We start from the raw sequence: 16,267 nt of genomic DNA on the forward strand, positions 1-16,267 counted from the left end.
TCACAGTTAACGTGGCAACATCCACACCCTCTTCACACATTCCTCACCTTCTCGGCACAAGTTGATGACATGCGCCTGCATAAACTTGCTTCCGTGAGTTCACGTAAAAGCCCCGCACACGCAGCAACCCCACGCCGACTGCGTCCACATGCACATGCCCAACATGCAGCACGTGAATTACGCTTCGCATGGCCTCGACGTTTCGCCTACGCATTTCTTGCTTTAGTAACGTTCTTCGCTTCGGGTATTGCGTTTGCTTACCACGATATGCAATCTCAAGTGACGCGAGTAAACGTGGACTCTCTTCTTGGGGAGGATCGCCCCATTCGTGGAGATGGCACTCCCCTTCCCGACGATGATTTTGAAGGACACCCCGTCAACATCGTCGTCATGGGAACTGACTCACGCGCTGGCGCAAACAATATCGATGGTTCAGCAGGAACAGAGGAAGTCTCTGTGGCCCGTTCTGACACCACAATGATTGTTCATCTGTCGGCCGATCGTACTCACATGGAAGTTGTCTCGATTCCACGTGACACAATGGTCAGCATCCCTTCGTGTGTCACTCCTGACGGCACAGAATCCTTCCCCCAATACGGCCAATTTAACTCGGCTTTCTCAATTGGTGCTGGAGAAGATGCTTCGACACAGGCACAAGCCCGTGGTGCTGCTTGTACCATCAAAACCATTGAGAAAATGACAGACATCTACATTGACGGATTTGTCATTGTGGACTTCCACGGCCTAGAACAGATGGTGGATTCTTTAGGTGGTGTCAATGTATGGGTTGATGAGCCCATCAATGATGACGAATGGACTGGTTTCGTTCTTCCTCAGGGATGTCAGCATCTCAACGGCCACGATGCCTTGTTCTACGCACGAGTTCGTCATGGTGTAGGTGACGGCTCAGATCTGCAACGAATTAACCGTCAGCAAAATCTCATGGCCGCCATGATGCGCACAGCCATGAACACCAACATCCTCACCAATCCGGATAATCTCTATTCGTTTGCTCGGTCCGCTCTGAGCACTCTCACCACGTCAGATAACCTTGGCTCGCTTCCTACGCTGGCGGGACTAGCCATGAGCGCGAAAGACATTGGCCTAAACAACATTCTCTTTATCACCATGCCAAATGTTCCCGACCCAGACGATGAAAACCGTGTTGTCCCTGATGACTACATGGCAGAGCGCCTATGGAATGCGCTTCGAGAAGACAAAACTCCCCCTGAGAGTACTGTGTCTCGAAATGGTGAATCCTCATCGTCGTCTGATGAATCAGATGATCCGTCCGGAACCGATTCATCAACAAATGAGACTGAAACAGCAGAAAATAAATCACCTGAAGAGTCAGTTCCTACTGCTCCCCTCCCTGACTCTTCACCATCTTTAGATCCTGCACAGCAGTGCGTATGAGTGCGATTCCGTCATGACCGATCTTCCTCCCTCATTTGCACCTAAAAAGCGTCGCCCTTCTGGTGCTCCCCGCTCTGATTCAGTTCACGACGCCACGTCGTCACCTAAGCCTCCATCATCACCTCACGGCCGCATACCATCAATTCGACAATCTTCGGTCGATGGTTCTACCGGACACCGTGATTTACCGGCTTCATATGCGCCAGAGAGTAAACAGCCCGTACGACGCCGTGTTCTTCCACGTTCCACTTCGCATAACAAGGCGGGTGTAAACCGCCCCTCGTCTCAGCACGATTCCCAGCCTTTAACGCAGGGCCCCCGGAGGATATCTCGCGGCGAGTCAGTCTCACGTGTCAGATCACAAAATCAAACTCGCCGTTCCGTAAGCGAAGGCCGCTCATCACAAGAAGCATCCTCGGCACGCCCTGACGCTGGTATCGGTCAACGCGCTTATCCCACCACTCCCCCAATTCGACCAACTCGCGTCATGCCTGTGTCCGATGAGGCTATTCGAGGACAGCGATCTACCTCATCAGCCTCATCAATTCGCTCACGGCGTGGAGTTTCTTCGCGTCACCAGTCACGGCGCCCTTCTGTTCAGGCACCGGGATACGCACCGCAAGCACCTTCACATCCTCAGCAGTTCTCTGACGCCGCCATTCCCCCATCGACACCGCCCCAACAGCCAATTTACCTTCCGGCCCCTGAACCCAAGCGTCCACTTTTTGGCTACAGCCGGCGCCATTTCCATCCTGTACGGTGGTTTTTTGTTCTTCTGTTAGTCATTACTCTCATTATCGGAGGACGTGTTTACCAGTTATGGGGAAGTGTTGATTCTCAAATTGGCCGCGTAGACGCGACCCATGCTGGCCAATCAACTGGTGAAACCTGGCTAATCGCGGGATCAGATTCTCGCCAAGGTACCGATATGGATGAAGATGAAGTTGAGGGCGAACGCACTGACTCCATCATGGTTCTTCATAAGGCACCAAACGGCCAGGCTTCTCTGATTTCTCTGCCCCGCGACACTTTCGTTGACATCCCCGATTATGGTGAAGAGAAAATTAATGCAGCTTTTTCATATGGAGGCGCACCACTTTTGGTCGCCACTGTCGAATCATTGACAGGTCTTCACATCGATCATTATGTTCAAGTCGGTATGGGTGGAGTTGAGCAGATGGTTGACGCCGTTGGTGGCGTGAGCGTCTGTTTGGACTACGACGTTAACGACAAAGACTCTGGTCTTGTTTGGGATACCACTCAAGGAGAATGCCAACACGTCGACGGCAAAAAGGCACTGGCTTATTCACGTATGCGTAAGTCTGACCCCACCGGCGATATTGGCCGTGGCCTACGCCAACGTGCAGTAGTCAGCGCTGTAGTGAAAAAAGCACTTAGTGCAGGTACTGTCTTGTCACTGAATGCTCAGGATCGTCTTGTCACGGCTGGTTCCCAAGCCCTCACTATTGATTCAGACGACGGTGTCAGTGACCTGATAAGCATGGTTCTTGCCTTCCGATCAGCATCGAATGCCAATCTCACTGGTGCTCCACCGATTGAGTCATTGGACTACGAGCCTGGCTGGATTGGTGCCACAGTGCTTCTTCGGGATACCACGGCTCCAGATTTCTTTGCCAAGGTCCGTGATGGTTCATTAACTCCCGACGATTTCAACGTCATCGACGAGTAGAACTAGCGCTTCCTCACACGCGGCAAAATAAATGGTGTGGCCCGCTTCCCTCATCAAGAAGCGGGCCACACCATTTATCAACTTAACACCGGCCTTCGCCAGACATATCGTGGTCTCAAAACTCAGAAGTGCTTACGGGCAGGATCGGCTTGCCAAGCACTGAATGCTGATTCAACGATGTCATCAAGGTCGTATTCAGCCTTCCACTTCAGGATGCGGCCAATACGTTCGGGGTTACCAATCAACTGCGGCGGGTCACCTGCACGGCGAGGCATAATCTCAGGTTCGAGGTTGGAACCAGTGGCTTTGATGACCTTAGAAACCACGTCCTTAACGGATGCGCCCACACCGGTGCCAACGTTAAAGACATTGGCTTCCATTTCTTCGCCGCTGGCCAAGTAGTCCAAGGCTGAGATGTGAGCGGCAGCAAGGTCCTTAACGTGGATGTAGTCACGGATACAGGTGCCATCAGGGGTCGGGTAGTCATCACCGAAGATCTTAGGAGCTTCACCATCAGCAAGGCGCTCCATGACCATCGGGATAAGATTTAGGGTGGCCATATCGCCGAGGTCGTCCCATCCAGCTCCTGCAACATTGAAGTAACGCAGGCCTGCCCAGCGAAGTCCCCAGGCTCGTTCGGAGTCTGCCATCATCCATTCGCCGATGAGTTTAGTTTCGCCATAGGGGTTAATGGGCTTCTTCTCGATATCTTCGTCAACAACCTCGACGGGTGGCATGCCGTAAACAGCTGCAGAGGAAGAGAAGATCATTTGATCGACACGGGCGCGTTCCATGGCCATCAGCATGTTGGCTAGGCCGCCAACGTTCTGTTGGTAGTACCAACCGGGGCGTGCCACAGATTCGCCAACCTGCTTGCGTGCTGCAAAATGAATAACGGCACTGACGCCGCGTGCTTCCATCAGGTCTGCCAGAGCGTCAACTGCTCCGCAGCCGGCAACATCAAGTTGCACGAGTTCTGCACCGTCAACACGATCTGGTGTTCCGTAGGACAAATCATCAACAACGATGACCTCATCGCCGCGCTCTAGCAGCAAGCGCACAACGTGGGCCCCAATGTATCCGGCTCCGCCGGCCACAAGAATGCTCATAGAAGTAGCCTACGTCAGGTCACCCATGTTGCGCAGGCGAACACACATAAAATCTCACATGACCGCACATGCTCGCACATTTTAAGACAGTACGTTAGTTCATCCGTTTACGCAGTTTGGCACCCTTCGCATGGGCAATTTCCGCCAACTCAGTTTGGAAATGACGCATCTGTTCACGCCACTGTTCTGCCTGCGCTCCCTCACCCGACGCCAAGATTCGGGCAGCCAAGAGTCCAGCATTCTTCGCGCCCCCAATGGAGACCGTAGCCACCGGTACACCAGCGGGCATCTGGACGATAGAGAGTAATGAATCCATGCCATCAAGGTATTTGAGGGGAACAGGAACACCGATAACCGGCAGTTCAGTCACTGCGGCGAGCATGCCGGGTAGGTGGGCAGCACCTCCGGCACCAGCAATAATCACGCGCAATCCGCGAGCGCTAGCCTGCTTGCCGTACTCAAGCATTTCGGTAGGCATACGGTGAGCACTGACTACATCGGCCTCATAGGGGATCCCAAAGTCGTCGAGTACTTGGGCAGCGGCTTCCATGGTGGGCCAGTCGGAGTCTGAACCCATAACAATGCCGACCAGTGGAGTGCTCATAATGATGCCTTTCAGTGATATGAATGGGTTACTGACTAATGCCACTGAGGGCATCAACTACTCGTTGGGCACTGGTAAGCGCCTCATCAAGCGTGGGGTGTGCATCGTCAACCAGAGTGTTGACATGTCCAAGTTTGCGACCGGTACGCACGTCTTTGCCGTACAAATGGATGAATGCCTGAGGGTCACTATCAAGTGCCTGGCGGTATGCCTCCGCTCCCCCATCACTCCCAGCACATGGGGCCAGAAGAGCCCCTTCGGAGGGGGCGACTACTCCGGGAACGTCCGAGGCGGCGTCGTCAGACGAAGCGATAATTTGACTGCCCGGGGCAAGACCAGCATGTGCAGGCCCCACATAATTAACCATCACAGCAGCTGGAACACTCATGGCGGTGGAGCCAAGTGGAAGGTCAAGCACGGCACGCAGGTGCTGGGCGAACTGGCTCGTTGCGCTACCTTCTTGGGTCCAATGGCCAGAATTGTGGGGACGCATTGCTAGTTCGTTAATCAGCAAACGCGTCACCAGAGTACGAGGAGCACTGCCGTCCTCTGATCCTGAGAGGACATACTCACGTTCCTGTCCCCGAGGGAGAACAAACATTTCGACGGCGAGCACGCCAGTCACGTCACATGTGGTTGCGATGTGCTGAGCGATTGTTTCTGCCTGACGGAGAGTATCCTCATCAAGGTCCGGTGCGGGCGCAATGACGGTATGACACATGCCGTGAACCTGACGGGTTTCTACGGCAGGCCACTGGGCCATCGCACCACTAGGCCGACGGGCGATAAGTACAGCAATTTCGCTTGAGAAATTAATGGCCTCTTCACACAAAATTGGGATATCTCCCGCAAGCCATTCATCAACGACTGTTAGTTTCCCAGTGTTTTCCTTAGTGCGAGAGTCAGAGGAGGTGTGCGTATCAGAGCGGTCAAGAAGGAGAACTCCACGACCGTCGTATCCGCCGCGTGCAGTTTTCAGAATGACTGGCCAGCCATGGTGTTCAGCGAATTTGTCAATGTCATCACGAGTGCGAACTACAGACCATTGCGGCTGAGGTAATCCAGCCGCACCCATGGCTTGACGCATTTCATACTTATCGCGAGCCAGAAGAAGAGTCTCAGGACGAGGGTGAATTTTCACGCCACGTGAAGCTAAATCGTGAAGGATCTCGTCGTTTTGATGTTCATGTTCGAAGGTTAGGACATCGGCACCGTCAACCAAGGCGGCCATTGCCTCAGGATCATGGGGAGAGCCAACAATGGAATCAGGAAGAACTTGCGCAGTTGAACCATCTGAGGCTTCTACTAGAGCACGCACATGAATTCCAAGCGCGCTGGCTTCTTCTTGCATCATGCGGGCTAGTTGTCCGCCGCCTACGACTGCCACAATCGGTGCATTCACAAAGGTAAGCCTACCGCAGCATGATGACAGCGGCCTGCGCCTTGCCTCGACCACCAGTGCCCGTACGATATGGAGTATGGGTCAGAGAGCCTCTCACCACCATTCCACCGCGAGTACCACCCTGGCACCACCTGCGGTCAGTCGCTATGGCCTGATCTTATGGGGCCTACTCACTGCTCTAACATTTCTCGTGATGATGCTAAGTGCGCATAACACTCCTGCTACTCCTTGGGCTGGTGTCTATCCGTCCCATGGCGAGCACATGATGTTCTGGGACTCGGGGTGGTACGAGCGCATCGCTGTAGATGGTTACCCTGCTCTTCTTCCTCGAACAGAAACGGGAGCAGTTGCTCCAAATCCTTGGGCTTTTCTTCCCCTCTTTCCTTTACTCGTTCGTGTGCTCATGGTGGCGGGCTTGCCTTTCAGTTGGGCAGGATTCACTATCGCACTTCTTGGTTCATGCGGTACATGGATTGTTCTCCAACAAATCATGCAACGAGCAGGCTTTTCACGTACTACATCGCTATGGGCTTTAAGTTGTGGGTGGCTATTACCGTGGGGAGTGATTCTCCAGGTTCCCTACGCAGAATCCTTGGGACTTTTCTTTTTGGGATTGGCATTAGTGGCACTTCAGCGGAAGCAGTGGCTTGTGGCCATTATTCCCATCGTAATGACAGGACTAACACGTCCACTTGCTGTGCCATTAGCACTGACTGTCACCCTTGTTGCTGGTATGTCCTGGCGTAGCGACCACCACAATCGACAGTCAATCGTGACTATGCTGGCTTCGTGGTGTGGCGCAGGTTTATGGCCGGTGATTGCTGCTCTACGTACTGGTCAGTTCGATGCGTACACTGCAACGGAGACAGCATGGCGTGGTGGCCATCTCGTTCCGTTCGCTGCATGGGTTACTCGTGCTGGAGAGTTTGTGGGGGCGTGGCTAGCACCATTCCTTATCGTCAGTGTGACTATCGGGATTCTCGGACTTATTACTGCCCTCATCCCTACGTCATCTCGGAACACCCTCGTCACTACACTCACCTCTTGGTCATCTCGTAACGACTTCACCGCCTTGTCTCGGAACAAATTCACCGCTTCATCTCACGCCAATTTCGTCACGACTCTTACCGATCATCCTGAAGTCACAGTGATCTGGGTGTGGTGTGCTAGTTATGCGGTGTACTTGTTAGTAGTTTTCGATCCCACCACCTCACTCATCCGTTTACTCCTCCCTCTTGCCCCCATGCTCTGGCCATTGATGGCCACGCTGCGCACTCCAGGACGCGTCGTTGTTCTTTCATTCAGTTTCGCCGCACAATTGTGGTGGTTGGCATGGATATGGAACTTTGGAAGTGTGAGTATCCAGTGGATTCCGTAGGGAGCATAGACGAGCCGATTTGTCATGATGCACGATTTGCAACAACTACACTGACAGAGGCCGTAGTCCCACCCTTTACTGGCAATTCCTGCCGGTGCTTCTCTCCCGAGGAGGTTTCTCATGCCTGACGCTTCCTCTTCATCGTCCCCCAAGACGCTGAGAGAACGCATTCAGGCCTGGGTAAAGGAGTTCGTTCAGTTCGGACTCGTTGGCGCAACCGCCTTCGTCATCGATATGGGCTTGTTTAACCTGTTTCAGCACGGCCCGCTAGGATTTCTCTCTGGTCACCCCAATACTGCAAACGTTTGTTCAGCAACCATTGCTACCTTCTATTCGTGGGTAGCAAACCGCCTGTGGACTTACCGTGGCCGAACACAAGACAATGCTGCACGCGAAGCAATCTTGTTCGCCTTCGCCAACATCGGTGGTGTGGGTATTACGCAGTTCTGTTTGCTTTTCACTCACCATATTCTGCACATGCATGGCCCGCTAGCTGACAACGTTGCTGCCTACGTCGTGGGCTTTGGTTTAGGAACTGCCTTCCGTTTCATCTTCTATCACTACATCGTCTTCACCGGGCACAAGCAAACACCTGCCCTGGAAGGGGCTGAACTCGCTTCAGCGCTCGGCGGCCCGCCTGAAATCGAAATTGACGACTGACTCATCAAATTTCGCTATACAGCGAGTCCATACGTTCTACGCTGAACACTATTTCAGCACAGCGTTCACCTTCCACGCTGCCCCCCCTCTTCCAGTGCAGGGTTCACGAGGGTGATGACCAGGCACGCAATCGTGGCGACGCACCCGCCATGCCACACCCCATGACCCAGCAGGATCACCCCATTGGATATCAGTAGAAGAGTTACTTCACTTCACGACTGCCGGCTGTTCGGTTTGCTTCACGCTTTGAGGAAAAACGGTTAGAAAGCCAAGAGATCATCATTGGCAGCACGGACACAAAGACGATAGCCAAAATAATGACATCAATATTCTCCTGGATGAATTTTACCGATCCAAGGAAGTAGCCCAACCAGGTAATGCCGAAAGCCCAAAATGTAGCGCCGAGAACATTAAACATGAAGAAATGGCGATAGTGCATTTTACCTACGCCAGCCATCACAGGAGTAAAAGTACGCACGATGGGTACGAACTGCGCCAAAGTGACTGCTTTTCCACCATGTTTAGCAAAAAATTCGCTGGTTCGATCCACATACTCTTTCTTGAAAAAACGTGAATCTGGACGGTCAAAAACAGCCGGACCGGCTTTATAACCGATGAAGTACCCACACTGGTTACCAAGAATGGCAGCCAGGTACACCAGTGGTGCAGCGAGCCAGATAGATACACCGACAGTTCCTGTCCCCACGAACATACCGAGGGTGAAAAGGAGAGAGTCACCGGGAAGGAAGAACCCTACCAAGAGTCCTGTCTCAGCAAAGATAACCAGCATGACCCCCAAGATGGCCCAAGGACCAATCCATGCAACAAAAGAGTTAATGAGATAGGCAGGGTCTAGCCATTGGGGGCCAAGTGTGGCCTGATGGCTGTGGATCATCAAGGAGTTGATATGGGGAATCAGGGTGGCAATATCAGTCACCGAATTATCCTATCTGCTCATCAGCATGGGCAGAATAATAGGAATTGTTATCCCTCACTCACTCTTAGCAGTCAGTGCCCAAGGAACGATCGTCCCCAGCCCCTTGGTCACTACTTCGTGACACCGCTCCACATCATAGCGTTCACTAAGATCGCTGCGTTCAATGGCCCGCGCCGTCGATTCATCCATCCGAATACCACCAGGAGGTGCAGTATCAACGAGACGTGAAGCGAGGTTCACGGTGGGCCCGAACACGTCCCCACTCCGCGAAACCACACGACCATAGACGAGCGAGGCACGAACGAGAATCATTTCGGGGCCACGCTGGAGTTCGTCGACGAGAGCAGTCACAACATCGGCTGCGGTGGTGAGATCATCAGCAATGTACATCACGGCGTCACCAATGGTTTTGACGACTCGAGCACCACGTGAGGTCACCACATTACGTGCGGTGTTTTCGAAGTCTTGAAGTAGATTGGTGAGGTCTTTTTTCCCCATGCGCTGAGCTTTTTGGGTGAAGGAGACGATGTCAACGAACCCCAATGCTCGGGTGAGCGGGTAGTAATCGGGACCAGCCTCTTCGGGACCACGCTGAGCAACTTCAGAATCCGTACGCCCGAGTAGAGCTGCCATGTGACGCTTCCAAGCATAAGTGAGTTGCTCGGTAAGTGCGGGAACCATCTCGCTCATATGGTCAAGCACCACAAGGCGTGCTGAAGTGTCATCCAAACTCAGGCGGCGTGAAACGTCACTGACAAGGGCTTCGAGCTGCCAAAGAACAAGACGATCCATGGTGAAGGACAGGGCGCGCAGTAATTCACTGGAGGTGTCTTCATCAACAGCATGTGACGTCACCAGGTTGCTGACATTTTTCAACGCGTGAACATCCGCATCGGTGAACGCGGGACGGTCCGGGGGAATGTCAGCAAAACCCATGGAACGCCAGAATTGCTGGGCTTGGGTGACACTGACACCTGCTTTATTGGCAAGGTCGATGAGAGTAAGGGTCCGCTCGCCGCCCAGTAGGGCGTACTGGTGCCCGGTCAGGGTCGATTCGGGGTTGGTTAAGTCCACCGCGTAAGAGTAGCGCATATCACAACAGTGGTGCAGGTTCCGCTTCCCCTGCACGCCGAACATAAGCCACATCCCCCGCACCAACCTCAACACGTCCTTGTCGCGTTTGAAGAACGAGGGCTGGCGAAATGCCCACTGCTCGCCCCGTTAGTGTCCCCGAGGGGGTATTGACACTAACATCACGACCAAGCGTCCGTGAAGTACGCTCAATCTCCTGACGGATTGCACTCATTGGCTCGTCGTACTCCCAGTAACACTGCTCAAGGTGAGTAACACGCTTGGCGAAGTGGCAACACAAGCGCGCACACACATCCTCGGCTGTAACTTGCACTCCATGAAGTGCAAGAGAGGTAGCCCAAGGGACGGGAAGTTCCTGAGGTGTTTGCGTCACGTTAATGCCAATACCAACCACGACACATGCCCCCATTCGCTTTTTCCACCCCTCTTCGTGTCCATGATCTGTCATTGATTGGTGTGGGTTTGGGAAGTAGACATCAGTGAGTATTCCGGCAATTTTGCGGTCTAGCCCCCAGCCAGGAATCCGTTTATCCGCATCCTTATCGTCAGTTAAGGAGGAAACAACGAGAACATCATTAGGCCATTTCGTCATGACGAGATTGTTGACGTCACTTTCCATACCGCTAGCCAGACCACCGGAAGCATCCACGTGGTCACCAGCATCCTTATCACGATAAGAAGTCCCACTCCCCTGATGCGAGAAAGGCCGGTTTTGTAAAAACTCAGCAACCGTGTCACGTACAGCTAGGCCAGAAACAATCGGAATCCACGGCAAATAGTGTGATGGCAAGGCGGGGCGAAGGACGGTAGACAGAAGTACTGAGGAGTCCGGCGTCGTGGTCCAGGTATGAGTGCCTCGTCCGCGTCCTGCGGTCTGGTGACGAGCGCGCAATCCACTGAGATGAGGCCACTGTTCAACGGCCCCAAGATTAAGCGTTCCGTCCGTGTGCGTAAGTAACCTATGAAGATCAGTCTGTGTCGAGCCCGTTTCATCAACAATAGTGACTCGAATGGGAGTGGTTGGCTGAGTGGGGGCGCTGGTGGTCACGTGTGAACTCTATCGGGGAAGTTCAGTACTCTGGTCTTGTGTTAGTTCTTGCCTCTCAGTCCTCCGGTCGTTTAGCCACCTTGCGTGCTGCAGGTATCGATCCGGTGGTACGCGTGTCTGGCCTTGATGAACCTGCGGCCTTACGCTCTTTGGCTGATGAGTTAGGCCACCGCACAACGCCTGCTGAGCAGGTGGCGCATCTAGCTCAGAGCAAAGTTGTTGACGTTACACAGCAGTGGATTGCTGATGGCGGGCAGGCCTCATGCGAGTTTCAGCCTGCAACGATGCTTCCAGATGGTCAAACAGTGCTTGTGGGCTGTGATTCCATGCTGGAGTTTGAAGGCCAGGTGTGGGGGAAGCCCACGAATGCTGAGGATGCAGTGCGCCGGTGGCGTCTCATGAGTGGTGCCCAGGGTACTCTTCATACGGGCCATAGTGTGGTTGTTCTTGATGAAAACAACCGAATGGTGGGCCAGCCTCATACGGAACTCTCTCAAGCGATCATTCATTTCGCCAAAGTGAGCGAACAAGAGATTACTGACTATGTAGCCAGCGGTGAGCCCCTGTGGTGTGCTGGAGCGTTCACCATCGATAACCTTGGTGGAGCTTTTGTTTCTCGCATCGAAGGCGATCACCACGGCGTTGTGGGAATCTCTTTGCCTTTACTTCGAACGATGCTCGCTCAGCATGGCATTGTGTGGACCTCGTTGTGGGCGCGCTAGTGACATTTCCTATATTTCTCGACGCCGTGACGTCGCTTCCCGCCTTCCCCAAGACTACCCAGACGGTATTCATCGCTGCTCGCGGGTCGGTGGCTGCTCGTGTGGCTCGAACTGTTCATGCGTTGGGGTGGCGCGCTGTTGGCGTATTCGTCCCCATGGATCGCGATTCGACGTGGGTACAGTGCCTCGATGATGCACTAGAAATCAGCAGTTATACCGATATTGCATCTCTCGTTAACTGTGCTCAGCGACTGGGATCGGACATGGTCCACCCTGGAGTTGGCTTTGTTGCTGAGGATCCCTATTTTGCCTTATTGGTCAACGAAGCAGGGATGACGTGGCTAGGGCCGTCAGCATCAGCTTTGTCCTTATGTTCGGATAAGGCTTCGTTAGCGTCACTTGCTCAGGAGTGCGGCCTTCCTGTTCCTGCATGGAAGGGCCCTTTCTCATCTTTAAGTGATGCCGTCAGCGCAGCTCAATCTATCGGCTTTCCGTGCGCGCTCAAGCGTGTCCGTGGCGGCGGCGGCCGGGGCGTCTCAATGGTGAATTCACCTGATGATATGGCCTTGGCATGGCAGGCGATGGGTCTCAATGAGGAACCTTCCGACGGGGCGTTGGTTCAGCAGGCACTTCCTGATTGCAGGCATATAGAAGTGCAGATTTGCGTTGATGGGACGGGTAGCGTTCTCAGCGCCGGAACACGTGAATGCAGTGTCCAGCGTCGTTGGCAGAAAATCATGGAGTGCGCACCAGCACCTTGTCTCAGTAGCGCGTTTGTTACTCGCTTGGAGCAGGCTGCTGCTCAGTTAGTCACGGCAGCAGGTTTGTGCGGTGTGGCCACAGTGGAATTCCTTGTTCCTGTGGTGTCTGAAGAATCATCCGCTCACCCTTGTAAAACGAATCTATTCGATAACACGGCCAATATCTCCGGTACTGGCGATGGTGTCCGATTCGCAAGCATCACACCGTCAGAAACTCTTGAAAACGCTTATTCGCTTCGGGAACAGGTGCCTCAGCACACAACGCCCCATAGCGACTTCATGGTTCTAGAGGTCAATGCGCGACTCCAAGTGGAACATGGGGTAACTGAGGAAGTCACGGGTATTGATCTTGTTGCACTCCAGTGCGCCATATCCCAAGGGCATACTCTCTGTGAACTCTTTCCGCACATCGACAGAGATATCGACTCTGACGCTTCGCTTTACCATTTGGAGAACCACGGCGTCGCTGTGGAGGGACGTATCTATAGCGAAGACCCTCTCACGTTAGTGCCCTCATCGGGTGTTATTGGTCATCGTCATTGGCCTGAATCTATTGACGAACTACTGGCAGTCAACACGAACTTCAACCAGTCGGTCGACAAGTATCGTGAGCTGACAGGTGTCAAGAGCAATTCTCATGAGTCAGCTCGTCGTCCCCAGAGTTCTGATCGTCTCCGCATTGATTCAGCTTGTCGTCCCCAAAGTTCTGATCGTCTCCGCATTGATTCAGCTCTCTCGCCTGGCGATCGTATTCGCTCTGATTTTTCTGACCCGCTGGCTTTATTCATCTGCTGGGCACCTAACCGCGAGCGCGCATGGGATTTGTTAGCGGCCATCTGCGATCGCACAGTTGTTTGTGGAGTGGACTCTTTAGCACCACTTGTTTCCTGGCTTGCAGAGCATCGTGATGTTCGTTCTGGCCGAGTCACTCCTTCGTGGCTCATGCACTCTGGTCTACGCGCATTCCATGACGCTGAGGGAATAACGCCCCGTTTCGACGTTGAACCTGAGGCTAATCTCAAACACACGTTGGCTTCTACCACCCCCGCCCCTTTATCTCCTCCCACTCCGCTGGCTCCCGTCAAGGTTCAGGCACCTATTGATGGCATCGTTGTCGCTCGTTCAATCCAGGGTGAGTTAGTCAGGAAAGGTGACATTCTCGGCGTGATCGAAGCGATGAAGATGCGTCTAACTCTTGCCGCACCATGTGATGGCTGGTGCACGCATCCTTTCCCCGAAGTGGGTTCAACTGTCAAAACAGGTGACGTCATGGCTTCTATTTCTCCGGTATCACCAGATACTCTGCCTGGTAAGGACACTAATCACTCTAAGCATGTTGCCCCTAGGCCCCAAGGTGCCACCGCTTCCTATGCTTCGTCCTCTCCACGCCCCCAACACACCAGTGCACGGAAAAAAGCCCACGATCTTGTCGATGAGGGCACGTTAAGTGGTGTTGTAGATGATGACAGTGTCCTAACCGCCTATGCTCGGATTAATGGCATTCCAGTGGCATTGTGGATTCAAGATCCCACTTTCCAAGGTGGAACCATCGGTTTACGCGGATCTCGACGCGTTGCTCGCTTGATTGCTCATGCTGCTGATAAGAATTGGCCGGTGGTGTCCGTTCTGGATGGTGGCGGTGCCCGGATTGATGAAGGGACCGATGCGCTCAGCGGTGTCGGCCTAATTTTGTCTGCTATCGCGCATGCTTCATCTATTCTTCACATTGCGGTGGTGACTGGTGCCGCAGCCGGTGGGGCAGCCTACGCTCCTGCTCTAGCTGATGTAGTGGTCATGGTGGAAGATAACTCGTCAATGTTTCTCACTGGTCCCGCGGTGTTATCTCGTGCTACGGGTGAGAAGGTCAGCGCGCAGGAACTTGGCGGCGTCCCCGTTCATGCTCAGTCTGCTGGAACTTGTCATCTTCGTGCACATAGCGATACTCATGCTTGGTCGTTGGTTCGTGACCTGGTCAACTTCGCTCCTTTGGGAGGCAATCGTTTCCGTTTCATTCCATCGAGTGCTTCAGCCGATGTGATGGTGACCGATTCAGCGATTTGCTGCGTCGTGCCTGACGATCGTTCCGTGCCCTACGACGTTCACAGCGTCATTTCTTCCCTCTGTGATCGTGGTGATTTCACACAGTTGCGTCCTGAGTTCGTTCCCGCAATGGTGACTGGATTTGGCCATATTGGTGGGGTTGCTGTCGGTATTGTGGCTCCTAATCCGGGCGTAGGAGCAGGTGCAATTGTTCCTGAAGCCAGCGACAAAGCTGCTGACCATGTTCGTCTGTGCTCTGATCTTGGCCTTCCACTCCTCACAATTGTTGATACACCAGGCTTCATGCCAGGGGTTACTGCTGAATCTGGTGGCGCGATTCGTCATGGGGCCCGATTAGTTGAGGCCTATGCGCTCTCTTCTTCGCGTCTCATCACATTACTGACCGGTAAAGCTTATGGTGGTGCTTTCGTTGCTTTGGGCTCTGCGGCGCTGAGTAATTCCCACGTTCTGGCTTGGCCCTCAAGCCGCGTCGGCGTGATGGATGCCGCGAGCGCCGTGCGGGTGACTCAGCGCAAGTATTTATCTCACCTTGCTCATACTGAAGGGGACGACGCCACCCAACGCGCTGAGGCTCAGGCTATTGCTGAGTATGCATCCCGTGAGAGTCCGGATGTGAGCGTCAAGTTGGGGTGGATTGATGAGGTCATCGATCCTTCTCAGACGCGTTCGCGGTTACGTTCGTTGCTTCGTCAAGGGTGGAAGGGCGCAGTCGTGGGTCGTGGGCGTCACCCTGGAGATGGGTGGTTGGGTTGCTCATGCGGAGCTACCCACTGGGGCTTGAACGGCGCTGCAGGGATTCTTGTATGGCGGCGAGTCAGTAGTGGCGTTGAGGTGTTGCTCCAGTTGCGCGCTCAATGGACTCATCATGGGGGCACATGGGGTATTCCGGGGGGCGCCATATGTGACGGAGAGTCCGCCCTTGAGGGTGCGTTACGCGAGTGCTCTGAAGAAACTGGCATTAATAGGGCAGACCTTGTTGTAGGTCCCTGCCATCGTCAGGATCATGGTGATTGGTCGTATTCGACTTTTGTTGCCGAACATGTTGGGGATTCTGACGCCGCACTGTCACTTCCAGGAGATGGTGAGTCGTCAGCGTTGGCCTGGGTTCGTCTCTGTCCAGATTCAGAAGGTTGTTACTGGCAGGAGCCATCAGAACCGTTGATTCCTGCGATGTCTGCCGTGTGGGATGAGTTGGCTGCTCTTCTACCACAACCAAACGATCAGGCATTTTCTGCTTCCTGAGTGTAGGAAAGCTCCATACCTGGTTGCCCCCTCGTTCACTCGGTACTAACGAATTGAGTGAAAGAAGCAAGAAAAGTGATGCGCTTCTCATCGACTAATACGTCGGTAAACACTAGGAATTAACCTTTTGCACGCAAGGGCATCA

The 16,267-nt window shown here is 53.6% G+C and carries 12 protein-coding genes; 6 read left to right on the plus strand and 6 right to left on the minus strand.

What is annotated here, in order from left to right:
* Positions 1-69 precede the first annotated feature (69 nt).
* Complete coding sequence (locus A9753_RS05995; protein ID WP_083090347.1) at positions 70-1,416, plus strand: LCP family protein; 1,347 nt, start codon at positions 70-72, stop codon at positions 1,414-1,416.
* Between the two features lie 13 nt (positions 1,417-1,429).
* Positions 1,430-3,106, plus strand: a complete 1,677-nt coding sequence (locus A9753_RS06000; protein ID WP_245637386.1) for an LCP family protein — start codon at positions 1,430-1,432, stop codon at positions 3,104-3,106.
* A 122-nt stretch (positions 3,107-3,228) separates the two neighbouring features.
* Here A9753_RS06000 and galE read toward each other — a convergent pair whose 3' ends face one another.
* The 3 genes from galE to A9753_RS10010 form a co-directional block, all read right to left on the minus strand.
* The gene (gene galE / locus A9753_RS06005) at positions 3,229-4,215 is read right to left on the minus strand and encodes a UDP-glucose 4-epimerase GalE (RefSeq protein ID WP_067781815.1); all 987 of its coding nucleotides are present in this window, start codon (positions 4,213-4,215) and stop codon (positions 3,229-3,231) included.
* 94 nt (positions 4,216-4,309) lie between these two features.
* Complete coding sequence (gene purE / locus A9753_RS06010; protein WP_067782316.1) at positions 4,310-4,819, minus strand: 5-(carboxyamino)imidazole ribonucleotide mutase; 510 nt, start codon at positions 4,817-4,819, stop codon at positions 4,310-4,312.
* Positions 4,820-4,847: 28 nt separating this feature from the next.
* Positions 4,848-6,221, minus strand: a complete 1,374-nt coding sequence (locus tag A9753_RS10010) for a 5-(carboxyamino)imidazole ribonucleotide synthase (protein ID WP_141673334.1) — start codon at positions 6,219-6,221, stop codon at positions 4,848-4,850.
* Between the two features lie 190 nt (positions 6,222-6,411).
* Here A9753_RS10010 and A9753_RS06020 point away from each other — a divergent pair, with 190 nt between their 5' ends.
* Together A9753_RS06020 and A9753_RS06025 are read left to right on the plus strand one after the other, a co-directional pair.
* A complete protein-coding gene (locus A9753_RS06020) occupies positions 6,412-7,599 on the plus strand; it encodes a hypothetical protein (RefSeq protein WP_176702749.1) in 1,188 nt (395 codons plus the stop codon).
* Positions 7,600-7,719: 120 nt separating this feature from the next.
* Positions 7,720-8,259 carry a GtrA family protein gene (locus tag A9753_RS06025; protein ID WP_067781824.1) on the plus strand — a complete coding sequence of 180 codons (540 nt, stop codon included), beginning with the start codon at positions 7,720-7,722 and terminating at the stop codon, positions 8,257-8,259.
* Between the two features lie 202 nt (positions 8,260-8,461).
* On the opposite strand, the gene A9753_RS06030 is transcribed toward A9753_RS06025, so the two are convergent.
* The 3 genes from A9753_RS06030 to A9753_RS06040 all read right to left on the minus strand — a co-directional run bounded on the left by A9753_RS06030 (position 8,462) and on the right by A9753_RS06040 (position 11,336).
* Entirely contained in the window at positions 8,462-9,154 is a 693-nt protein-coding gene (locus tag A9753_RS06030) for a VTT domain-containing protein (RefSeq protein ID WP_067782319.1), read from the minus strand.
* Between the two features lie 96 nt (positions 9,155-9,250).
* Positions 9,251-10,288, minus strand: coding sequence for an adenylate/guanylate cyclase domain-containing protein (locus tag A9753_RS06035; RefSeq protein WP_067781827.1), 1,038 nt, complete (start codon positions 10,286-10,288; stop codon positions 9,251-9,253).
* Position 10,289: 1 nt separating this feature from the next.
* Positions 10,290-11,336, minus strand: a complete 1,047-nt coding sequence (locus tag A9753_RS06040; RefSeq protein ID WP_067781830.1) for a biotin--[acetyl-CoA-carboxylase] ligase — start codon at positions 11,334-11,336, stop codon at positions 10,290-10,292.
* Positions 11,337-11,338: 2 nt separating this feature from the next.
* Between A9753_RS06040 and A9753_RS06045 the strand changes: the two genes are divergently transcribed.
* Positions 11,339-12,058: a Maf family protein gene (locus A9753_RS06045; RefSeq protein WP_342668225.1), complete on the plus strand. Its 720-nt coding sequence runs from the start codon at positions 11,339-11,341 to the stop codon at positions 12,056-12,058.
* The gene (locus A9753_RS10015; RefSeq protein WP_176702750.1) at positions 12,058-16,122 is read left to right on the plus strand and encodes a carboxyl transferase domain-containing protein; all 4,065 of its coding nucleotides are present in this window, start codon (positions 12,058-12,060) and stop codon (positions 16,120-16,122) included. The genes A9753_RS06045 and A9753_RS10015 overlap by 1 nt, the downstream gene beginning before the upstream one ends.
* Positions 16,123-16,267: the final 145 nt, after the last annotated feature.

It is taken from the genome of Actinomyces vulturis, assembly GCF_001687305.1.
GTDB classification, from domain to species: domain Bacteria; phylum Actinomycetota; class Actinomycetes; order Actinomycetales; family Actinomycetaceae; genus Actinomyces; species Actinomyces vulturis.